General features: G+C 71.6%; 32 protein-coding genes. 30 read left to right on the plus strand and 2 right to left on the minus strand.

Annotation, left to right across the window (positions count from 1 at the left end):
* Position 1 precedes the first annotated feature (1 nt).
* From B4N89_RS27755 to B4N89_RS27830, 19 genes are all read left to right on the plus strand, one after another.
* Complete coding sequence (locus B4N89_RS27755) at positions 2 to 304, plus strand: hypothetical protein (protein WP_078978509.1); 303 nt, start codon at positions 2 to 4, stop codon at positions 302 to 304.
* A gap of 9 nt (positions 305 to 313) precedes the next feature.
* Entirely contained in the window at positions 314 to 577 is a 264-nt protein-coding gene (locus B4N89_RS27760; protein ID WP_078978510.1) for a hypothetical protein, read from the plus strand.
* Positions 574 to 1,284, plus strand: a complete 711-nt coding sequence (locus B4N89_RS27765) for a hypothetical protein (protein ID WP_078978511.1) — start codon at positions 574 to 576, stop codon at positions 1,282 to 1,284. The genes B4N89_RS27760 and B4N89_RS27765 overlap by 4 nt, the downstream gene beginning before the upstream one ends.
* Positions 1,272 to 1,511 carry a hypothetical protein gene (locus tag B4N89_RS27770; protein WP_101897194.1) on the plus strand — a complete coding sequence of 80 codons (240 nt, stop codon included), beginning with the start codon at positions 1,272 to 1,274 and terminating at the stop codon, positions 1,509 to 1,511. Before B4N89_RS27765 ends, B4N89_RS27770 begins: the two co-directional genes overlap by 13 nt.
* Positions 1,508 to 2,101: a class I SAM-dependent methyltransferase gene (locus B4N89_RS27775; protein ID WP_078978512.1), complete on the plus strand. Its 594-nt coding sequence runs from the start codon at positions 1,508 to 1,510 to the stop codon at positions 2,099 to 2,101. Before B4N89_RS27770 ends, B4N89_RS27775 begins: the two co-directional genes overlap by 4 nt.
* Positions 2,098 to 2,421 (plus strand): hypothetical protein, encoded by a 324-nt coding sequence (locus tag B4N89_RS50000; RefSeq protein WP_161500836.1) that lies wholly within the window; start codon positions 2,098 to 2,100, stop codon positions 2,419 to 2,421. Before B4N89_RS27775 ends, B4N89_RS50000 begins: the two co-directional genes overlap by 4 nt.
* 3 nt (positions 2,422 to 2,424) lie before the next feature.
* The gene (locus B4N89_RS50005) at positions 2,425 to 2,583 is read left to right on the plus strand and encodes a hypothetical protein (RefSeq protein ID WP_161500837.1); all 159 of its coding nucleotides are present in this window, start codon (positions 2,425 to 2,427) and stop codon (positions 2,581 to 2,583) included.
* Positions 2,580 to 3,482: an NAD-dependent epimerase/dehydratase family protein gene (locus B4N89_RS27780; protein WP_161500838.1), complete on the plus strand. Its 903-nt coding sequence runs from the start codon at positions 2,580 to 2,582 to the stop codon at positions 3,480 to 3,482. Before B4N89_RS50005 ends, B4N89_RS27780 begins: the two co-directional genes overlap by 4 nt.
* A gap of 69 nt (positions 3,483 to 3,551) precedes the next feature.
* Positions 3,552 to 4,034, plus strand: coding sequence for a GntR family transcriptional regulator (locus B4N89_RS27785; protein ID WP_078978514.1), 483 nt, complete (start codon positions 3,552 to 3,554; stop codon positions 4,032 to 4,034).
* Between the two features lie 36 nt (positions 4,035 to 4,070).
* Positions 4,071 to 4,745 carry a galactosyltransferase-related protein gene (locus B4N89_RS27790; protein ID WP_078978515.1) on the plus strand — a complete coding sequence of 225 codons (675 nt, stop codon included), beginning with the start codon at positions 4,071 to 4,073 and terminating at the stop codon, positions 4,743 to 4,745.
* 40 nt (positions 4,746 to 4,785) lie between these two features.
* Entirely contained in the window at positions 4,786 to 5,007 is a 222-nt protein-coding gene (locus B4N89_RS27795) for a hypothetical protein (RefSeq protein ID WP_078978516.1), read from the plus strand.
* Entirely contained in the window at positions 5,004 to 5,675 is a 672-nt protein-coding gene (locus tag B4N89_RS27800; RefSeq protein ID WP_078978517.1) for a hypothetical protein, read from the plus strand. Before B4N89_RS27795 ends, B4N89_RS27800 begins: the two co-directional genes overlap by 4 nt.
* Before the next feature lie 29 nt (positions 5,676 to 5,704).
* The gene (locus tag B4N89_RS50010; RefSeq protein ID WP_161500839.1) at positions 5,705 to 5,878 is read left to right on the plus strand and encodes a hypothetical protein; all 174 of its coding nucleotides are present in this window, start codon (positions 5,705 to 5,707) and stop codon (positions 5,876 to 5,878) included.
* 4 nt (positions 5,879 to 5,882) lie between these two features.
* A complete protein-coding gene (locus B4N89_RS27805) occupies positions 5,883 to 6,077 on the plus strand; it encodes a hypothetical protein (RefSeq protein WP_078978518.1) in 195 nt (64 codons plus the stop codon).
* 92 nt (positions 6,078 to 6,169) lie between these two features.
* Positions 6,170 to 7,198 (plus strand): hypothetical protein, encoded by a 1,029-nt coding sequence (locus tag B4N89_RS27810; RefSeq protein WP_078978519.1) that lies wholly within the window; start codon positions 6,170 to 6,172, stop codon positions 7,196 to 7,198.
* A complete protein-coding gene (locus tag B4N89_RS50015) occupies positions 7,195 to 8,091 on the plus strand; it encodes a hypothetical protein (RefSeq protein WP_161500840.1) in 897 nt (298 codons plus the stop codon). Before B4N89_RS27810 ends, B4N89_RS50015 begins: the two co-directional genes overlap by 4 nt.
* Positions 8,092 to 8,108: 17 nt before the next feature.
* Entirely contained in the window at positions 8,109 to 8,372 is a 264-nt protein-coding gene (locus B4N89_RS27820; RefSeq protein ID WP_078978521.1) for a hypothetical protein, read from the plus strand.
* The gene (locus B4N89_RS27825) at positions 8,369 to 9,055 is read left to right on the plus strand and encodes a hypothetical protein (RefSeq protein WP_078978522.1); all 687 of its coding nucleotides are present in this window, start codon (positions 8,369 to 8,371) and stop codon (positions 9,053 to 9,055) included. The genes B4N89_RS27820 and B4N89_RS27825 overlap by 4 nt, the downstream gene beginning before the upstream one ends.
* Positions 9,052 to 9,303, plus strand: coding sequence for a hypothetical protein (locus tag B4N89_RS27830; protein WP_078978523.1), 252 nt, complete (start codon positions 9,052 to 9,054; stop codon positions 9,301 to 9,303). The genes B4N89_RS27825 and B4N89_RS27830 overlap by 4 nt, the downstream gene beginning before the upstream one ends.
* A gap of 51 nt (positions 9,304 to 9,354) precedes the next feature.
* Here the strand turns inward: B4N89_RS27830 and B4N89_RS27835 are convergent, their stop codons facing one another.
* On the minus strand, positions 9,355 to 9,594 hold the full coding sequence (locus B4N89_RS27835; protein ID WP_078978524.1) for a hypothetical protein: 240 nt from the start codon (positions 9,592 to 9,594) through the stop codon (positions 9,355 to 9,357).
* A 109-nt stretch (positions 9,595 to 9,703) separates the two neighbouring features.
* On the minus strand, positions 9,704 to 10,114 hold the full coding sequence (locus tag B4N89_RS27840) for a hypothetical protein (RefSeq protein WP_078978525.1): 411 nt from the start codon (positions 10,112 to 10,114) through the stop codon (positions 9,704 to 9,706).
* Positions 10,115 to 10,364: 250 nt separating this feature from the next.
* Between B4N89_RS27840 and B4N89_RS27845 the strand changes: the two genes are divergently transcribed.
* The 11 genes from B4N89_RS27845 (at position 10,365) to B4N89_RS27900 (ending at position 20,583) form a co-directional block, all read left to right on the plus strand.
* Entirely contained in the window at positions 10,365 to 10,670 is a 306-nt protein-coding gene (locus B4N89_RS27845; protein WP_078978526.1) for an HNH endonuclease, read from the plus strand.
* Between the two features lies 1 nt (position 10,671).
* Positions 10,672 to 10,929, plus strand: coding sequence for a hypothetical protein (locus B4N89_RS27850; protein ID WP_078978527.1), 258 nt, complete (start codon positions 10,672 to 10,674; stop codon positions 10,927 to 10,929).
* Between the two features lie 47 nt (positions 10,930 to 10,976).
* Positions 10,977 to 11,240: a hypothetical protein gene (locus B4N89_RS27855; RefSeq protein WP_078978528.1), complete on the plus strand. Its 264-nt coding sequence runs from the start codon at positions 10,977 to 10,979 to the stop codon at positions 11,238 to 11,240.
* Positions 11,241 to 11,931: 691 nt separating this feature from the next.
* Positions 11,932 to 12,561: a bifunctional DNA primase/polymerase gene (locus B4N89_RS27860; protein ID WP_078978529.1), complete on the plus strand. Its 630-nt coding sequence runs from the start codon at positions 11,932 to 11,934 to the stop codon at positions 12,559 to 12,561.
* A gap of 197 nt (positions 12,562 to 12,758) precedes the next feature.
* Positions 12,759 to 13,262, plus strand: coding sequence for an HNH endonuclease (locus B4N89_RS27865; protein ID WP_101897195.1), 504 nt, complete (start codon positions 12,759 to 12,761; stop codon positions 13,260 to 13,262).
* A gap of 620 nt (positions 13,263 to 13,882) precedes the next feature.
* A complete protein-coding gene (locus tag B4N89_RS27875; protein ID WP_078978530.1) occupies positions 13,883 to 15,556 on the plus strand; it encodes a terminase in 1,674 nt (557 codons plus the stop codon).
* A 26-nt stretch (positions 15,557 to 15,582) separates the two neighbouring features.
* Entirely contained in the window at positions 15,583 to 17,022 is a 1,440-nt protein-coding gene (locus B4N89_RS27880; RefSeq protein WP_235618819.1) for a phage portal protein, read from the plus strand.
* Positions 17,003 to 17,848: a hypothetical protein gene (locus B4N89_RS27885; RefSeq protein WP_078978531.1), complete on the plus strand. Its 846-nt coding sequence runs from the start codon at positions 17,003 to 17,005 to the stop codon at positions 17,846 to 17,848. The genes B4N89_RS27880 and B4N89_RS27885 overlap by 20 nt, the downstream gene beginning before the upstream one ends.
* A 92-nt stretch (positions 17,849 to 17,940) precedes the next feature.
* Positions 17,941 to 18,600: a hypothetical protein gene (locus tag B4N89_RS27890; RefSeq protein WP_078978532.1), complete on the plus strand. Its 660-nt coding sequence runs from the start codon at positions 17,941 to 17,943 to the stop codon at positions 18,598 to 18,600.
* Between the two features lie 13 nt (positions 18,601 to 18,613).
* On the plus strand, positions 18,614 to 19,573 hold the full coding sequence (locus B4N89_RS27895; protein WP_078978533.1) for a phage major capsid protein: 960 nt from the start codon (positions 18,614 to 18,616) through the stop codon (positions 19,571 to 19,573).
* Positions 19,570 to 20,583, plus strand: a complete 1,014-nt coding sequence (locus B4N89_RS27900; RefSeq protein ID WP_235618820.1) for a glycosyltransferase family 4 protein — start codon at positions 19,570 to 19,572, stop codon at positions 20,581 to 20,583. The genes B4N89_RS27895 and B4N89_RS27900 overlap by 4 nt, the downstream gene beginning before the upstream one ends.
* Positions 20,584 to 20,589 lie beyond the last annotated feature (6 nt).

A 20,589-nucleotide genomic window follows, 5' to 3' on the forward strand; every position in this document is an offset into this window, starting at 1 on the left:
CGTGATCACTCTCGTCGAAGTCCGCCGCAACCGCCTCACCCGCAAACACCTCGCCGTGCCCGTCGCCCGCGCCGGTGCCGCCCCGGACCCGGCCTGGGGCGTCGAGTTCGCATTCGTCGACCGCGACACACGCCCCGGCGACGCCGACTGGATCACGGGGGAGTGGGACGGACCCCGCGCCCAGATCCTCGTCGGCCCCGGCGGCACCGCAACCCCCGCCGTCGGCATCCACACCGTCTGGCTGCGCATCACCGCCGCACCCGAACTCGTCGTCGAACCCGTCGGCATCCTCGACATCACCTGACGGAGCACCGTGACCGACACCGCCACACGCCGCATCCGCTGCCGGATCCCCTACGCCGTCCACCTCTACCCGGACGGCATGCCCGCCGCCCTCATCGAGGACCTGGCGCGCAAATCGTTCGCACGCTCCGGCATCACCCTCCCCGAACACCCCAGCCTCGAGGTCCACACCGCCGACGAGGACGAGTTGGCGATCATGTTCCTCGGCCGCACCCACGAGGGCCTGGGCGCCCACGTCGTGGAGTACACGACGAACCGGACGGAGCAGCAGTGACCCGCGACCTCCTCGTCCTCGTCCCCACCCGCGGCCGGCCCCACGCCGTCGCCGAGCTCCTCGACACCTGGCACTGCGGGCCGTCCACCGACCTCCTCCTCGGCGTCGACGACGACGACCCCGAACTCCCCGCGTACCGCGCCCTGATCGAAGCCCACAACGAACCGGCAGTCATTCTCCAGACCGGCCCGCGGCTGCGCCTCGGCGGCACCCTCAACGCCCTCGCCGCCGAACACGCCCCCCACTACCGCGCGATCGCGTTCATGGGCGACGACCACCGCCCCCGCACCATCGGCTGGGACACCGCGCTCCTCGCCGAACTCGACCGCCTGCGCGCCGAGCGCGGCGCCGGCCTGGTCTACGGCGACGACCTCCTCATGGGGGAGCGCCTGCCCACCGCCGTCGCCATGACGAGCAACATCGTCACCACCCTCGGCCGCATGGTCCCCACCGGCTTGATCCACCTGTACCTGGACAACTACTGGCTCGACCTCGGCCACGCCCTCGACGCCATCACCTACATGCCGAACGTGGTCATCGAGCACCTGCACCCCAGCGCCGGCAAGGCCGCGTGGGACCAGCGCTACGACGAGGTCAACACCCCCGAGATGTACGACGCCGACCAAGCCACATACGAGGCATTCGCCGCCGCCGGTGGCCTGGACCGCGACGCCGCCCGCATCCGGGAGGACCCGTGTCGATCCTGACGTGCACCGGATGCGGGGCGACCAAGGCCGAACCGGACGGCACACCCACCGACCACTTCCCCTCGGAGCACTGCGGCCAGTGCCCGCCCTGGCGCTGCAACCAATGCGGCGACCCGTGCTCGGCCACGAACCCGTGCGGCTGTTGGGTCACCTTCGAAGGCATGGCGTTCGCCGACATCAAGGCCCACCTGGCCGCAGCCGGCTTCGACCTCGCGATCCCGACGTGACCGAACACCGACTCTTCCCCGAAGGCACGGTGCCCGAGTACACCCGACCCGACTGGTACGCCGGCCGCGACCGCGCCCCGCACCTCGAACAGGCAGCCCACACGGCGCGCCTGCACGAGGCGGCGCGCCTGGTCGGCGTCGCCTTCCGCCAGACCGGGCCGACGCCGCGAACCGTGGTCGACCTCGGGGCCGGCGACGGAGGACTCCTCACGCTGCTCCCCGGCGAACTGACCGCCTGGGGTTACGACCTACAGCCGACCAACGTCCGGGCCGCCAACGACGAGCGCGGCGTCGACGTGCGCCTCGGCGACGTGGTCGACGGCGACATCCAGTGGGGTGACATCGCCGTCGCCACCGAGATGCTCGAGCACCTCGTCGACCCGCACGCCTTCGTCCGCCGCATCGCCGAGCACTCGCCGATCATCATCGCCTCCTCGCCCTGGAACGAGACCCCGGAGCAGCACTACGAGTTCCACACCTGGGCCTGGGACCGGGACGGCTACGCCGCCCTCCTGGAACAGGCTGGCTACGAGATCCGGGCACACAGGACCGTCGGACCGTTCCAGCTCATTGCGGGGGTGAAACCGTGATACGCACGCCACTCGAAGACCCGACGTACACCCCGAAGCACCCACCCGTCGGCGGTCGGATCCCGGCCGTCGTCGAACGATGGGGACCACGCAGCCAACGCCGCTGGTTCCGGCGCTTCGGCCGCAACCTCGCCACCCCCCTCGCCTCCCTCACCGCAGCCGAGTACCAACGGCACCTCGACATCATCGACGCCATGCACGTCCACTCGCTCGAACACGCCGGCCCCTGCTGCGCCGGGTGCTTCCTCGAGCGCGAGGAGACTGGCATCCCCGTCAACGACCACGGCTGCTGCTGCCAGTCGACCCGACAGGAGGTGTAACCCATGCCCGCCACCCTCGGCACCGTCGTCATCCCCTGCCCGACCTGCAACCGGGACGTCGACGTCCACCTGCGTGTCATCGGTTCGGACCCCTACACCGGCCTCGAAGTCGCCCCCTGGATAGACCACACCTGCGCCGATCCCGCACAGGAGACCGCGTGAAGGTTCTCCTGACCGGCTCCGAGGGCTTCGTCGGCCGCCACCTGCGCCGCGCCCTCGAGGAGCGCGGCGACGACGTCACCGGCGTCGACCTCGGCCGCGGCCTCGACTGCATCCACCTGTTCCGCCGCGGTGACCACCGCAAACCGACCGGCTTCCCCGACCTGCCGACCCGGTACGACCTCGCCATCCACTGCGCCGCCATCGTCGGCGGCCGGCAGTCCATCGACGGCAGCCCCCTGTCGATCGCCACGAACCTCGCCCTCGACGCCTGGTTCTTCCGCTGGCTGGTCGACCGCCACGGGGCCCGCCGCGCCGTCTACTTCAGCTCCTCCGCCGCCTACCCGGTCGCCCTCCAGGACCCCGAAGGCCGCGCCTTGACCGAGTCCGACATCGACCTCGCCGACCCGCAACTCCCGGACCAGACCTACGGTTGGGCCAAGCTCACCGGCGAGCAGCTCGCCGCGCACGCCGAGGCGGCGGGTACCCGCGTCCACGTGTTCCGGCCGTTCTCCGGCTACGGCACCGACCAGGACAACGACTATCCGTTCCGGGCGTTCGTCGACCGCGCCCGCCGCCAGGCCGACCCCTTCACGATCTGGGGCGACGGCAACCAGGTCCGCGACTGGATCCACATCGACGACGTCGTCACCGCGGTCCTCACGGCCGTCGACCAGGACGTGCCCGGCCCGGTCAACCTCTCCACCGGCCGCGCCACCTCGTTCAACGACCTGGCCGACATGATCATCGCCGAGTACGGCTACCGGCCGGCGATCCGGCACGAACTCGCCGCACCCCGCGGTGTCGCGTACCGGGTCGGCGACCCCACCCGGATGAAGACCTTCCACACCCCCCGGGTCTCCCTCGAGGAAGGCATCCGGCGGGCCCTCGCGAACCGGTAGGGCTCCCCGGGCGTCCGGGCCCAGGTCGGGCATCATGGTCGTGCCCTGCACTCGGCGTTGGGAGCCACGGTGAGCGACCCCAGTCCGCGCGGTACCTACCTCGTCATCGCCGACGTGCTGCGTCGCGAACTCGAGGAGGCGCAGCCCGCAGGCGACGCGCTCCTGTCCGAGTCCGGCATCCAGGAGCGCTTCGGTGTGGCGCGCACCACCGCCCGGCGGGCCCTGACCGTCCTTGCCCGTGAGAAGTTGATCACCCCGGTCAAGGGCATCGGATGGAAGCCCCGCGACCCGGCGGATACGGGCGCCACGCCGCTGCCCGAGCGCATCCTCGCCGACCTCGTCGACGCGGTCCGCCGGGAGGAGCTGGCCGTCGGCGACCCGATCCGGAGCGAGGCGGAGCTGTCGGCGGCGTTCGAAGCCTCGCGCGGCAGGGTTCGCCAAGCCCTCGCCGTCCTCGAGGGCCGCGGCATCGTGACCGCCGTCCCCGGCAAAGCTCGCCGCCTCGCCGCCCTTCCGGATCCAACCGGCGACACCGACGGCGCTCCCGACTGACCCGGCCGACGACCGCACGACCTCCAGGGAGGCCGCGTGTCCGTTGCCGTCGTCCTGCCCTGGCGCGCCGGGGATCCGGCCCGGACCCGCAACCACGGCCACGTTCGCGCCTACCTGCGCGACCACCTCCCGCGCGCCCTCCACCTCGACGCCGACAGCCCCCACGCCGCGTTCTCCCGCGCCGCCGCCCGCAACCACGGCATCCGCCACGCCGCCGACCTCGGCGCCGACATCGTCGTCCTGTGCGACGCCGACACCCTCCCCGACCCCGACGCCCTCCACGCCGCCGTCGAAGGCGCAGCCGACGGCCGCCTCCACCTGCCCCACACCTGGTATCGCGGCCTCGACGCCCAGGGCACCGCCGACTACCTCAACGGCGCCCCCCTCGCCGCCTGCGGCACCGAACTCACCATGACCGGCTCCACCGGCGGCGTCCTCGTCATCCGTCCCGACGCCTGGACCCTCGCCGGCGGCATGGACGAACGCTTCACCGGCTGGGGCTGCGAGGACACCGCGTTCCTCGCCGCCGCGGACACCCTCCTCGGCCACTCCGTCCGCCACCCCGCCCAACTCGTCCACCTCTGGCACCCCAAGGACGACGCCCCCGGGCCCGGCCGCGACGCCAACTACGCACTCCTGGCCCGCTACAGGGCCGCCGAGGGCGACGTCCCCACCATGCGCGCCCTGGTCACCGAACGAGCACACGCGTAGTCACACGGCTCTCCCGAACCCATCGAGCGGGGGTGCACGCATGGCAGCAACGCCCAACGACGAGTCCAGGCTCGCCGACCTCCTGCCCGACGGCTGCGTACTCCTCGAATACGCCGTATCCATCAAGGCGTTGGACGAGGACGGCGACATCGTGCTCCTCAACTACCGCACGCCCGGCCTGGCCGCGTGGGAAGCCCTCGGCATGCTCACCTGCGCCGCCGACACCCTCCGTGCACGGATGCAGGAGTGGGAAGCCACATGACGGTTCCTCTGATCGTCCTCACCAACGGCCGCCGCGACTGCCTCGAACAGACCATGACGGCCCTCCGCCGGCACCTGCACGGCGTCGCCCACACCACGATCGTCGACGACACCGGCGACCCGGAACACCGCTCCTGGCTCGCCGACAGCTTCACCGCCGACATCGTCCCCGTCGAACCGGACTCGCCCGCCGGCTACTGGCGCGCCATGCGCACCGTCTGGGGCCTGGCGGCAGGGGAGCGGGCGATCGCCTTCTGGGAGGACGACTTCGTCCTGGAGACAGACGTCGACCTTGACGCGCTCACCGCGGTGCTCGACACGCACACACACCTGACGCAGATCGCCCTGCTGCGCCAACCCTGGTTCGGTAACGAGCACGCCGCCGGCGGCCTCATCGAAGCCCTGGAGGCCCAGGGCAACGAGTTCACCCAGCGCACCGACGGCGAACGCGCCTGGATCGAACACCGGGCCTGCTTCACCGGCAACCCGTGCGTCATCCCCGCCGCCACCCTCGCGCGGCCCTGGCCCGACACGCCCTGGAGCGAATCCGTCTTCGGCCGCGCCCTATTCGCCTCGGACCCCACGCTTCGCGGCGCCTACTGGGGGCGCCGCGGCGACCCGCCCCGCGTCCGCCACATCGGCCGGCACCGCACCGGCACGGACTACTGAACCGCCACACCGCCACGGAGACCCATCCCATGACCTGGTTCCTGTACGGCCTCGCCGCCTGGTGGACCCTCAGCGTCCTCCTCGTGATCGCCAGCGTCGGCAAGCCCCGCCAACCTCTCACCGCACCCATGGCGGCGGTACTGACCATCCTCAACTTCGGCCTCATCGCCGGCCTGCTCATGGTCGCCTCGAACATCGGATGACGGCATGAGTGAACCCACGCCCAAGGCCCGCCACGAGCTGCGCCCGCCCACCATCGACGAGGCCCTGACCAACGCCAGCCGGCTCCTCAACGGCGCCGAGATGGAAGTCGGCAACCCGCCTGTTGCCCAGCGCCTCGACGAACTCGCCTGCACCTGGCTCAACATCGCCCGCTTTCTCCACGAACGCAGCGAGCCCTGACCGCCACACCCACCACGTCCGCGGCCCGATCACCGCGGACAGGCAGCCCCGGCGGCCGAGCGCCGGGGCCGCCGACCCCTCGGGAGACACCCATGCACTGGCACAGCATCGACTACCGCAAGCGCGACGGCGCCAAGCCCGGCACGCCCTTCGACCGCGGCTTCTGGCTCCACCTGCCCCGCGCAATGCCCCTGTGCCGCCTCGTCGGCCACCGGGCCGTCGTGGACGGCACAACCGGCTTCGGGCCCGACGACCCCGGCTCACGCTGGGTCTGCTGCGACCGGTGCGGCACCCGCCCCGACCCGCAGGGCCACCTCGACCCGGCCCGCTGGAACATCGGCGACCCCTACGACGACGAACGCGCACCGGAGCCCCACCACCCCTTGGGCCGGCCCACGCGCGCCACCAGCGAGGTCCCCGGCCCCTGGCGCACCTCACCCGAGGGCGTCATCGGCGGCCAGGTCGTCGTCGGCAAGACGTTCGGAGGGATCGGCATCGACCTGAAGCTGGGCCACGCCGGCAGCGAACACACCCTCGCGGCGAGCATCACTCTCAACCCGCTCGGAGCCGTCTACATCCACACCGAGGGCTACGGCACCTGGCTGCAACGCCGCCTCAACCCCACCGGCTACCACCCCAAGCGCATCGAATTCCGCACCTACAAGGGCAGCGTCTACTGGACGCTCGGCACCGACCGGGACTCCTACTCAAAGGGCGACCCGCGCTGGCGCCACGGCAGCACCGTCATCGATCCCCGCGACCGCATCCTCGGCCCGCGCCGCCACACCTACGACAAGGTCGGCGACCCCGTCACCGCCACCGTCCGCATGCCCCACGGCGACGACCACGGGGTCACCCTCCAACTCGAACGCTGCACCACCGGCCGCGCCAGGGGCCGCAAGACCACCTCCTGGTCGGTCGACTGGGAGAGCAACGGCATCCCTTACAAGCCCGACGGCACCGGCCGCTACACGGGATCCGCCGTCACCGTCTCCGACCGCTCCGTCCAGGCCGGCACCTGGCCCCACCACGCAACGGCCGCCATCGCCGCCTCGATCACCACCAGCCGCGACCGCCACCGATGGCCGGTCCCGACGGCGGCCGTCGAAGCACCCGCATGAGCCGGCTCTACCGGATCACCCGCATCCCACGCCCCGCCTCGCGATGCCTGTGGCGCGGGCACGACCCCGTCATCGCCGGTGCCCCGGGCGCGCCGGGCACGAGCCCGCCGACCCGCTGGGTCACCTGCTCCCGATGCGGGATGGAACCCACGGGACGAGGCGACCTCTCGCCTCTGGTCGGGAACATCGGCGACCCCTACACGGGCCGCTTCGACGGGCCCAACACCAACGACCTTCGCCACGCCACCGCCGAGGGCTACCTCGTTCACACACCGCCCGGCCCCTGGCCATACAGAGCCCTCCCACGCAGCCTGAGCATCCGGATCGCACCGAGCGGTCGCGGCGTGCGGGCGGGCTTCGTGCTGCGCCCGCGGCGCAGCGAACGCGTCGCGGCCTGGCTCGAACTCGGCCGACTCGGGTCGATTCACGTGGACACCCGCGTAGACGCCGACTGCGGGCCGGACCACTGGACCGATCGCCTCGTGAGCGTGTCCTACGTGGCGCGCCGCCTGAGCCTCGACGGATCCGCACGCCGCATCGCCGAACTGGACCTCGACTGGCGCAACCACATCCTCGGCCCCGTCCGGGTAACCGTCACCGAACTCGCCACGGCCTCGGCGACCGCGCGACTGCCCGACGGACGCACCTGCGCCCTCCGCCTCCGCCTCAGTCGCCGCGACGTCCGCCGAACCCGAGGCCGAACCCGCCGCGAATGGCGCGCCGACTGGAACTGCCCGCAACTTCACCCGTACCTCGAACCACCCGGTTCGGGACGCATCCACCTCCCGGCCGAGCCCCACGGCGACACGTGGATCGATAGAGCGACGGCCGCCGCAGAAGCGGCCCTTCCCGGCGCCGTGATCACCCCGGCAGCCGCCCACGACCACCCGTGACCCACCCCGGAGTACCCATGCCCCAGCCACGACCGACCGTCGGCCGCATCGTCCACTACGTCGGCCACGGCAGCCCGGTCCGCGACGACGGCACCCAGGCATACCCCGCCGAGTGCCGAGCGGCCATCGTCACGGAGGTGCCCCACGACGGCTTCGGCACCGAGTCCGTCGGCCTGTGCATTCTCAATCCGGGCGGCGTCTTCTTCGGCGAGCTGATCATCCACGACGAGAACGACCACGCCGGCGGAACCTGGCACTGGCCCGAGCGGGAGGCCGCGTGAGCGTCGCCGTCGTCCTGCCCTGGCGCGACACCGGCCCCGAACGCGCCCGCGCCCACGACCTGGTCACCGCCCACTGGGAGCGCATCCTCCCCGGCGCCCGGCTGGTCGACATCGACACCACCCACGAACCGTTCTGCCTCGCCGCGTGCCGCAACGCCGGTGTCGCCTGGGCCGAACGGCACCACGTCGACGTCGTCGTCCTCGCCGACGCCGACACCCTCGCCGAAGCCGAACCCGTCGGCGCGGCCGTCCACGCCGCGGCCCGCTCCCACGTGGTCCAACTGCCCTACACCGAGTACCGCTCCCTGCGGGGCGACGGCACCGCCCAATACCTCGCCGGCGTCCCCCTGCCCGACTGCAACGCGTTCGTCGTCCCCGGCGCCTGCTCCGGCGTGTACATCACCACCCCCGCCACCTGGTGGGCCCACGGCGGCCAGGACGAACGCTTCCGCGGCTGGGGCTTCGAGGACGCCGCCTGGCACACCGCACACACCACCCTCCTCGGCGCCGACCCCGCCCGCCACCCCGGCCGCGTCTACTCCCTGACCCACCCCAGCGCCGTCAAGGAAGGCGAGCAGTACACGGCCAACGCCGCACTCTGCCACCGCTACCACCGCGCGGCCGCCGACCCCGACGCCATGCGCGCCCTCATCGCCGAAGCCCACACCCCGGAGCACGCGTGAACACCGGCACACCCGTCACCTACACCTGGACCGTCACCTATCTCGGCGACACCGCGGCCGCGCCCTACACCGCCACCGTCGAGGCCGTCGAAGCCGTCGACGGCGCGGCCAACGGGTGGGTCCGCTTCCGCGACGCCTCCGACGACTACGTCCTGATGGTGCGCACCTGCGAGATCCGCAGCATCCGCCGCGGCGCACCCGTTACCACCCCGGTTGCCCCCGGCGGCGCCGCACCCGGCGAGGGCTGACTCGGCGCCCCTGTACGACCCGCACGGCGTCCCGGCGGCTCCGGGCGGCACTCAGGAGTCGGCGGCGGCCCGGCGAGCCTCCTCCGCCCGGCGCACGGCCTTTGCGACGGCCGTGCCCGTCGTCCCCAACTCCCGGCCCATGGCGGCCTGGTTGCCGCCGAACTCGGTCCGCAACCCCTCCGCGATCGCCAGGGCCCGGCGCAGCGCCGACGCCTCGGCCAGCCGCCTCAGCCGGTCCTGTTCCGCGTCCTCGGCGGCCACCCGCTCACGCCACGTCCTGCGCCTGCCCATCCTGGTCCTCCATGCCTCCGGCCGGTCGGCCGGGTCGTCCCGTCGCTCCGCTCCGTACCGGCAGGGCGGGCGAACCACCGGCGGGCCACAGGGCCCGCCGGCCCGGCGGTCAGGCTGCCAGTACCTCGAACACGTCGTTCGGGCCGCACTGCTGGCTCATCTCGGTGCCCCAGGCGTCCACCACCGTCAGCCGCACCCAGGTGCCGCGGTTGACCGCTCCGGCGACCCGCAGCGGGCTCGTGCCGCCCATGCCGTCGTCCTCCAGCATCCGCATCCCCACCCGCAGGTCCCGGCCCAGGACCGACACCATCGCCGGCGCCGGCGCGGCTACCGGGGCGGCCGGAGCGGCGGGCTTCGCGGTGCGGCGGGCGCAGGTCTTGCAGGTCTTGCGGCCGTGGCCCGCCTCCAGCGTGGCGTTCACCCGGCGCCCGCAGGTGGTGCGGCCCTGGCCGCGGACCTCGTGGGCGACGACGCCGCGGCCGACGGTGACCTGCGCGGTGGCGGTGGCGGTGGTGGTCATCTCGGGCTCCTCGGTTCGCTGTTCCCCTGCCGGTGACACGAAGGTAAACCCCGGGGTTGAGGTATGTCAACCCCGGGGTTCAGATCGATGGGAGTCGGCCAATGCCCCACCCCCGACCAGCCCCCGACATCGGCGCCGCGGCCCGCCGGCTCGCCGCAGCCCAGGCAGCCCAACGCCACGCCCAAGCCGCCCTCCTCCACGCCCGAGCCGAAGCACGCCGCCGACTCGCCGACCTCCCCCGGCCCCGTAGATGGCCGGCACCCCCGGAGCCTGGGTCGGCAGCAACCGCCGCAACCGCCTCCCCACCGACTGGGCCGCCCGCTGCGCCGCCGTCTACGCCCGCGACGGCCACACCTGCCACGTCTGCGGCCGGGACGGCGCCGACCAGATCGACCACATCCGACCCGGCGACGACCACAGCCTCACCAACCTCGCCCCCATCCACGACGACCCCTGCCACCGCGCCAAGTCCAGCCGCGAAGGCATCCGCGCCGCCGCCGCCCGCCGCGCATTGGGACGCCATCCCGAGGAACCCCACCCCGGCATCCGGAGCTGACATGCCCCGCTACGTCGTCAACGCCGCCAGCACCGAGGCTAGCGTCATCGTCGAAAGCCCCGACCTCCACCTCGGCATCACCGACGGCTGGGCCACCTTCACCGACGACCGCGGCATCCTCCTGACCGTGCCCCGCGAACACCTCCACTCCATCCAACGCATCGACCAGGACCACCCCGCCACCAACCCCGACGGGCCGCCGAAACAAGAGCCGGCCACACCGCAAGCCGACCCCGCCCCGACCCCGCCCCGCCCGTAGGCCACCCGCCGCCACACCCGCATCCGCACGCCAGGAGGCGACCACCCATGGCGACCAACACCAGGACCCACACCGGCAGGCGCGGCACCGGCAACCCGGCGCCCCTGCGCACCTACTGGTCCACCGGACGCGGCGGAACCACCAAGATCAGGTGGAACACACCCGGAGATCACACCCGGTGCACCAGGCAGCTCCGCACCTACCTCGGCCCCAGGGCCGCGGCCTACTGCGCACGCCTGCACCGGGACATGACCGGAGTCTGGCCCGGCGACCGCCGCAACATCGGCCGCATGCCCACGCGCCGCCGATGACCCGGTCGCGGGGCGCCGGCGGATGGATGGCACCCGACACCCTCCACGTCACCCCGGCCCGGGAGACGACCGACCACCCGCTCCGCCCCGACTGCTCCTGCGGGCCCAGGGTCCAAGGTGTCCGGCGGGCCGACGGGACCAACGGTTGGGTGGTCGTCCACCGCGCCCAGGGCGACGGCGAGCCTGCCGGCAGCCGACCCGGCGACCACCCGAGCCCGCCGGGCGGGCATCACACACACCGGTCGGTTGGGCCGACCGCCGAGCCCGACCAACCGTGCTGTCGGGCAAGGTGTCCAATCGGTCGGATGATCGTCCGATCGATCAACCAACCGAACGGGTCGATCGGCGAACCATCGAGCCGGTTGCTCGACCTCCAGGTGCAACCGACCGGTCGGATATGCCAACTCTGTTGGCCTCACGCATGCCAACTCTGTTGGCATGACAGCGCCACCCGAGGCGGCCAACACTGTTGGCCTACCGAGGTGGGGGGTTGCCCCCTGGACCAAGATCCGCTCATCGGGGCGTGTACGCGCTCGGGCCGGCTACGGGTCTGGGGCATCCGCGCGGGGCTCCGACCTGCGATGGAATCGAAGTGGTCTAGACCACACTTCGGGAGCCGATGAGGCAATGATCTTCATAGATCCAGGTCAGCGAGCCATAGCCTACACAGATCACGTGCTACAGTATTGGCATGAGTCTTGCCTCGACAGCCTGCGTTCAGTGCGGTGGTCCGCTGCCGACGATGCACCGGGCCGATAGGAAGCACTGCTCCCGTTCCTGCGAGGCGCGCGCCTACCGGGCCCGCAAGCAGGCCAAGGCAGCTGCCGAAAGGGCAGCGGGAGTACGCCACGTACCCGCGGTCCTGCGCGAGCGGGCACGCTGGGTCAGGCACGTGGCGAAGCGACCGATGCGCACCGACGGCCGATGGGCCTCGACAACCGACCCTTCGACCTGGTCGGACTTCGACACCGCATACCGCTCGACCGTGGGCGAGGGCATCGGCTACGTCCTTGCGACCGGTGACGACGTCTTGGTCGTCGACCTGGACGATGCCCTCGAGCAGGGCGAACTGCTCCCCTGGGCGCAGCGGATCGTGGACGCGCTCCCGGCCACGTACATGGACAGGGGACGCTCCGGCAACGGGCTGCACCTGTGGTTCCGGGGCAAGGTCCCGGCGGGGCGGCGCATCCGACGTCGGGGCGTCGCCATCGAGTGGTACTCGGACCGCCGGTACATCATCGTCGGCGACCGAGTGCCCGACGCTCCTCTGCAACTGGCCGACCTGCCGAACGCCGCCGCGATACTGACGGCTCTGCTGTGAGCACCGCGGGGCAACCGAGGGCGGGCGGAGTGTGTACCGAATGCGGCATCGCGTTCCCCGCCCCGAAGCGCGGGCCCGTCGGGACGTACTGCTCGCCTTCGTGCCGGGCGGCGGCCGGCTACGTGCGCGCACGAGCCGACGGGCGAGCCGCCCAATGGGCCGCAGATTCGCGCGCCCGGCGAGCGAAGCCGGCCACCGTGTTCGTGTGCCCCTTCTGCGGGAGCGAGTTCCCCACCGTGCGGGACGATCGCAAGACCTGCGGGGCGCCCGAGTGCCGCCAGGCGCTGACGGCGCGACGCATGGCCGCCTACCAGCGCAACTACAAGGAGCAGCACGGCCGGTGGCAGTCGGCGCAGCATCACCACAGCGACCGGGCACGCGCACGTCGGCGCGAGCGGCAGGCAGAGATGCCGGCGCGTCAGCGCTACGCGGCCCAATACAAGGCATACGACAGCGCGCGGCGGCTCACCCTAAAGGCCGCGCGCGTCGAGGTGTTCGAGCCCCGCGAGATCTTCGAGCGGGACGCGTGGACCTGCGGCATCTGCGGTGAGCCGGTGGACCCGGCGATCGCATGGCCCTCCGGGCGAAGCGCCTCTCTCGATCACGTGATCCCGCTGTCCGGGGGCGGCGAACACAGCCGCCGGAACACCCGGTGCACGCACCTGGCCTGCAACCTGGCCAAGGGCAGCCGCCTCACGTAGCACGAGCAACAACCAAGCGACCACGTCTCCACGGAGAGCGGACCCCGGAGGTCCGCGCCGTCGGGCCGTGGTCGCTCGCGTTTCCCGGAGGAACGCGCACGACCCAGGAGGTCGCCCCGATGACCGTCATCACGACCGGGCGGAACGGCTGATGGCCGGCCGTGGCCCCGCGCCCAAGGACCCCTCCCGGCGCGCGCGTGCGAACAAGGATCCCGTAGCGCAGACGCTGCTCCGCTTCGAGCACGCCGAACCACCCGACCTGCCCACCTTCCACATCGAGAAGGACGGCGAGCTGATCGAGTATCAGTGGCCGCACCGCACGGTGGAGTGGTGGGACATGTGGAAGGCAAGTCCCCAGGCCGACAACTTCAGCTCCACCGACTGGGACTTCCTCCTGGACACCGCCATCGTGCACGCCCGCCTGTGGTCGGGCGAGGTGACCGCCGCAGCCGAACTGCGGCTTCGCGTGGCCAAGTTCGGCGCCACCCCGAGGACCGCGCGCGACTGCGCATGGCGTTCGCGGAGGCCGACGAGAAGGACTCCAAGCGGCCCGCAAGCCCGACGTCGCGTGAACGGTACGGGACGCTGCGCGTCCTCAAGCCTCCGACCGCGGAGGACTGATGCCGTGGCGGCCGTCCGTGGCGGGCGAGCTGCCGACCCTCGGGTGGGGCGTCCTCGACTGGATGACCGACATCCTCGCGGCGCCCGATCGGCCGGAGTACGAGCCGTTCGTCCCCACGCGGGAGCAGGGGGAGTTCATCCTCCGCTTCTACGAACTCGACCCGGTCACGGGCAAGCGTCTCCGCCGCCGCGCCGTGCTCTCCCGCCCCCGAGGTTGGGGGAAGTCCCCGCTGTTGGCCGCGATCGCCTGCGCGGAGGCCCTGGGCCCCGTGCTGTTCGCCGATTGGGACGACGATGGGCAACCCGTCGGGAAGCCCTGGTGCGAGGTCAGAACCCCGCTCGTCCAGATTGCCGCGGTCAGCGAGAAGCAGACCCAGAACTCCTGGGTGCCGCTGCTGGAGATGCTGCGCGAGGGCCCCGCCCGGGACGAATACCCGGGGCTCGAAGTCCTCGACACGTTCGTCAACCTGCCGCGCGGACGCATCGAACCCATCACGTCGTCACCCGCCAGCGTCAAGGGCAACAAGCCCGTTTTCGCGGTCCTGGACCAGTCCGAGGAATGGGTCCGGTCCAACGGCGGACTGAAGATGGCGAAGACAATGCGGATCAACGCCGCGAAGATCGGCGGCTCGACCATCGAGTCCCCGAACGCCTTCACCCCTGGTGACGGCTCAGTGGCCGAGGAATCCGCCGCCTACTGGGCCCAGATCCAGGAAGGGCGCGCCCGCGACGACGGCCTGTACTACGACCACCGGGAAGCTCCTGCGGCAACGGACCCCGCCGATCGCGAATCGCTGGTTGCGGGCCTGCGGGTGGCCTACGGGGACTCCTCCGATCACCCGGACGGATGCGTTCTCCACGACCCGCCCTGCGAACCCGGCTGGTCGCCGATCGACCGCCTCGTCGCGGACTTCTACGACCCGTCCAATGACGTCCAGACCCTGCGCGCCGACTTCCTCAACCAGGTCACCCACGCGGCCGACGCCTGGGTGTCCGCTCCGGATTGGGCCGGCGTCGCGGCCACGGCCAAACGCATCGAACCCAAGGACACCATCGTCCTGGGCTTCGACGGTTCGCGTCGCCGCTCGCACGCGGTCACCGACGCCACGGCACTGGTCGGCTGCCGAGTCTCCGACGGCCACCTGTTCCTCCTCGGCTGCTGGGAACAACCGGACGGAGCCCTCGGCAAGAACTGGCAGGTACCCACCACCGAGGTCCTGGCCACCGTCGACGAGGCATTCGCGACATACCGCGTCGTCGGCATGTACGCGGACCCGGCGAAATGGGAATCGCACGTCGCGACGTGGGAGGCCCGCTACGGCAAGCGCCTGCGGGTGAAGGCCACCGTTCAGCATCCGATCGAGTGGTGGATGGTCGGCGGTCGCGCGGTGCAGATCGTGCGTGCCCTGGAGAAGTTCCGCTCCGCGATCACGGACGAGGAGCTGACCCACGACGGATCCTCCGCGCTGACTCGCCACATCCTCAACTGCCGGCGCCGCATGTCGCGCTCGGGACTCCAGATCGCCAAGGAACACCCGGAGTCTGCCAACAAGATCGACGCCGCCGTTGCGGCCGTCCTCGCCTGGCAGGCCCGGGTCGACGCCGTGTCCAAGGGACTCGGCAAGAGCAATAGGGCGGCTCCCGGCGGGGGCCGCGTCATCGTACTGCGCTGAGAACTCAAACGGATGGGCGGTGAACCTTGGCCGCCGACATCATTTCCCTGCCGCTGACCTACCTGACGGATGATCAGAAGCAACTCATGGCGGTGATGCGTCAGGAGTTGCAGGCGAACCGGTTCAAGCTCCAGTTGCGGGACGCCTACTACGACGGCCGGCAGTTGATTCGGGACCTGGGCATCAGCATCCCCCCGCAACTCAAGGGCCTGCATACCGTCATCGGGTGGCCGCGGATCGGCGTGGATGCGTTGGAGCAGCGCCTCGACCTCGAGGCGATGCGCTGGTCGGACGGTTCGGACTCCTCGGAGTTGGAGGAGATCGCCGAGGCCAACGACCTGTACGACGAGTCGAGCCTGGGGCACACCGACGCGTTCGTGTACGGGCGCGGCTACATCAGCGGTGGTTCGTCGTGCGAGTGCGACGGGCCGGGTAGGTGCGACGACTGCCCACCGTTGCTGACGGTGGAGTCGCCCCTCGACATGACGATGTTGTGGGATCCGCGGCTGCGTATGGGGTTGTCGGCGCTGCGCGAGTGCATCCAGGACGAGGAACGCATGTCTGTCCTGATGCTTCCGAACTCCACCATTTGGACGGTCGAGACGGAGAACGGGTACGAGATCGTCGACCGTGACGACCACGGTCTGGGCATGCTGCCGGTGCTGCGGTTGGCGAACAGGCAGCGCACCGCGGACAGGATCGGCCGGTCCGAGATCACCCCGGACGTCATGTCCATCACCGACGCCGCCTGCCGGCGCCTGCTCGGCATCGAGGTGGCCGCAGAGTTCTACGGCGCTCCGCAGCGATACATCCTGGGCGCGTCCGAGTCCGCGTTCCAGGATGCCGAGGGCAACGCGACCTCGGCGTGGGAAACGTACATCGGCCGCATGCTCGCGTTGGAACGGGACGAGGACGGCAATATCCCCGAGGTCGGCCAGTTCACGGCGCACGACCCGTCCGGCCAGACGAAGATCATCGACCTGTATGCGCGGATCATGGCGACCCAACTCGGCCTACCGCCGCACATGTTGGGCTACACCAGCGACAACCCGGCGTCCGCCGACGCGATCCGCAGCGCCGAGTCCATGCTGGTGAAGAAGGCCGAGCGGCGTATCCGCCGTTTCGGTCGGGTGTGGGCGCAGGCGATGCGCCTGGCGCTGTGGATCCGCGACGGCGAACCCCCGGACAAGTCGCGACGGATCGAGACCGTGTGGCGCAACCCCGCCACGCCGACGGTCGCGGCCTCCACCGACGCCGCCGTGAAGTTGGTCCAGGCCGGGGTGCTCCCGGCCGATTCGGACGTCGTGCTGGAGATGGTCGGCCTGACTCAGTCCCAGCAACAGCGCGTGCGCGCCGATCGGCGCCGTCGCGGCGCGTCGCTGCTCCTGGAGCAGCTGGGCCGGGACCTTCCGCCGGCTCCGACCGGTGCGAATCCGGGAGCGGTCGATGGCCCGCCGGATCTCTGACGGCTCGTCCGCCGCGCGCCGGCTGCGCACTCAACAGCGCGGCATGCTTCGCATGCTGTTCCGCGACATCCGCGCGCGCATGCGCACCCTCGACCCGGCGCGACCCGCGTCCGCGCGGCCGTGGATCGCGGGCATCGCCACCGAGGTGGACCGCTACGCGCAGATCGCTGCGGAACTGTCGGCCCGCGCCTACGAGGCCGAACGCGAAGCGGCCGGGCTGCGCAGTACGTTCCGGCCGGCGCTCGCCGACTCGCCGCCCGCCGAGCAGATCGAGGCGACGATGCGGTGGGCGGCACACGACGTGTGGACGCCGCCTGACCCCGAGCCGTCCGGACCCGCCGACGGCAGACCCCACTCGGCGCGCATCGCCGAACGGCTGCTCGCCGGTGTGCAGCAGCGCGCCGAGGCGGCGGCGGGACGGCTCGCGCTGGACGCAGGGCGGCGCACGATCGTCGAGGCCGTCGAGCAGGACCCGGACGCCCGCGGCTGGTACCGCTCCGCCCAACCCACCGCGTGCGCGTTCTGCCGGCTGATGGCGAGCAGGGGAGCGGTCTACAAGACCCGGGGAACCGCCGGGACGGACGCCAACGAGAACTTCACCGGCGAGGGCCTGTTCAAATTCCACAACGACTGCGCCTGCGTCGCGCTCCCGGTGCTGCGCGGCGACGTCTTCAGCCTGTCGCCCGAGGCCACCGAATGGGACCGGATCTACTTCGAGTTCGCCTCCGGTCACCCCGGTGACCAGCTCCGGCGCTACCGCATCGCGATGCGCCTGATCGATCAGGGACGCACCCCCACGCCCGAGGACTTCGGCGACCGTCCCTGACCCCACATACCCGCCGTGCGCGAGCGCGGCGCCGTCCCAACGCCCGCCCAGGTGGCGGGCTTTCGCATGTCCGCCCCAGGAGGGCCAACCGCATGAGCACCCCCATCGAACTGACCCCTGCCGCCCCCGAGCAGGAGCCGGTCGAGCCCGTCACGCCCGCGCCCGTCGATCCGCAGGCGCCCGAGCCGGAAGAGCCCACCACCGAGCCCCAGGCGGGCCCGACGGACCCCTGGGCGGATCCGGACGTGGCTCGACGCGAGATCGAGAAGCTGCGTCGTGAGGCCGCGGCCAGCCGAACCAAGGCCAAGGACCGCGACACCCTCGCGGCCAAGGTCGCCGAGTACGAGCGGGCCCAACTCTCCGAGCAGGAACGGCTCCAGGCGGAGCTGGCCGAGGCCCGACAGCAGTCCCAGGCCCTCCAGACCCGCACGGCCCGCGCCGAACTGCGTGCTGCGGCAGGGGAGTTCAAGGACCCCGAGGACGCGGTCGCGTACCTCAAGGACCGGCTCGGCTCCTACGTCGACGCGCAGGGCGAGATCGACGAGGCGCAGATCGCGGTCGACCTGGCGGACCTCGTGGAGCGCAAGCCGCACCTGGCCAAGGCCGCCCCCGCCGCGCCGCCCGCAGAGCCCGCGTCCCCGCGCCGCCCGGCGCCGGATCGCACGCAGGCCGCGGGCGCCAACCCCACCCGCACCTCCACCCCCGGCGACGAGTTCGCCGAGTGGTTCACGAACGCGGCCTTCGGCCGCTGAAAGCAGGACCCCGATGGCGGCTACGCCCCCGATCAAGCTCTCCAATGTCGACGCCGCACTTTTGCCCCGCATCCTGACGGGGCCGATCTTCGAAAAGAGCGTCGAGCAGTCCGCGGTCATGCAGCTGTCGAAGCGCATCCCGCTCGCGATCGACACGACGACCAGCATCCCGGTGCCGCTGGACGTGCCTACGGCCGACTGGGTCGGTGAGGCCCAGCGCAAGCCGATCTCCTCCGGCGCGGTCGCGATCAAGACCATGACCGCGAAGAAGATCGCGGTCCTGATCCCCGTGTCCGAGGAGGTCGCCAAGACCAACGCGGGCGGGCTGTGGACACAGCTCCAGAACGACCTGCCCACCGCGTTCGCCAGGGCCTTTGACTTCGCGACCATCCACGGCAAGACCATGCGCGGTGCGACGGGCCCGTTCGCGGACTACCTGACGAAGACCTCGCAGTCCGTCACGCTCGGTACCGCGACCAAGGCCAACGGCGGCCTGTGGGCCGACTTCGTGACCGGCATGAAGACGATCACGAACAACGACTACGACCTGACCGGGTTCGTCGCGGACTACCGGCTGAAGCCGGACCTGATGCTCTCGACGGACCTGAACGGGCGGCCGTTCTTCGCCGACACCACGACCTCCCCGGTCACCGACCGGGCGCTGTCGGGTTCGCTGCTTGCGCAGCCCCTGGCGTACTCCCGGTCGGTGTCCGGGAAGCAGCGCCGCCAGTCCACCTCCACCGACACCGGCCTGCGGGCCGTCGGCGGCGACTGGTCGCAGACCGCCTACGGCGTCGGCATGGACATCACCGTGCGCATCTCCAACGAGGCGACCTACATCGACGAAGAGGGCGCCGTTCACAGCGCGTTCCAAGAGAACTTGGTTTTGCTCCTGGCGGAGGCGTACTACGGCTACGTCCAGGGCGACGACGACGCGTTCGTCAAGTACGTCGGCACCCCCAGCGGTTCGTGACCACGACGGCGGCGAGGCCGCTGCGCATCGTCGCCCGCATGGGCCAGTACCCGCCCGCGCACAACGCCGGCGGCGAGATCGCGACCCACGCCATGCTGCGCGCCCTGGTGGCACGCGGCCACGACGTCTCGGTGTGGCTCGCCCGCTACGGCTCCGCCGCACGGCCCTACGAGGTCGACGGTGTGCGCGTCGTCCCCTTCGAGACCCAGGCCGACTTCGACACCGCGCTGCGCCGGTCACACGCGGTGCTCGGCCAGTACGAACTGGTCCCGGCGACACGGGCGTTGGCGAACGGCTACGGCAAGCCCCTGATCGTGCCGGTGCACACCTCGCGCCCTCCGACACTGCGGAATCTGGTGGCCGGCACCACGGCGCTTGCCGTGCACAACTCCCAGTGGGTCAGCCGGGAGGCTGAAGCGCTCCTTGCGGAGCAGCCCGACGCGACGCGCCCGAACGCGTCGATCGTGGTGCGGCCCCCGGTGGTCGCCGCGGAGTACGCGACGACACCGGGGGACCGGGTCACCCTGGTCAACCCGTGCCACGAGAAGGGCGGCACGGTGGTGCGGGAACTCGCCCGACGGATGCCCGACACCGCGTTCATGGTGGTGGCCGGCGCCTACGGCGAACAGGTCGACTACACGGGCCTGAACAACGTGAGCGTCGTCGGCCACACCGCCGGCGCCGCCGCCATGCGGGACCGGGTCTATGCCCGCTCCCGCATCGTGCTCATGCCCTCCACCTACGAGTCGTGGGGCAGAGTCGCCGTCGAGGCCATGGCGTCCGGCATCCCCGTGATCGCCTCGCCCACACCCGGCCTGCGCGAATGCCTCGGCGACGCCGGGACGTTCGCCGACCCGCGCGACATCGACGCGTGGGAGACGGCGCTGCGCCGACTGGAGAAGCCCGCCGCCTGGAAGGCGGCGTCGAGCCGGGCGCTCGCCCGGTCGGCGGAACTCGATCCCACCGACGACCTCGAGGCGTTCGTGAGCGCCGTCGAGGCTCTGCACTGAGGGAGG

This window comes from Embleya scabrispora, from assembly GCF_002024165.1.
Lineage (GTDB): Bacteria > Actinomycetota > Actinomycetes > Streptomycetales > Streptomycetaceae > Embleya > Embleya scabrispora_A.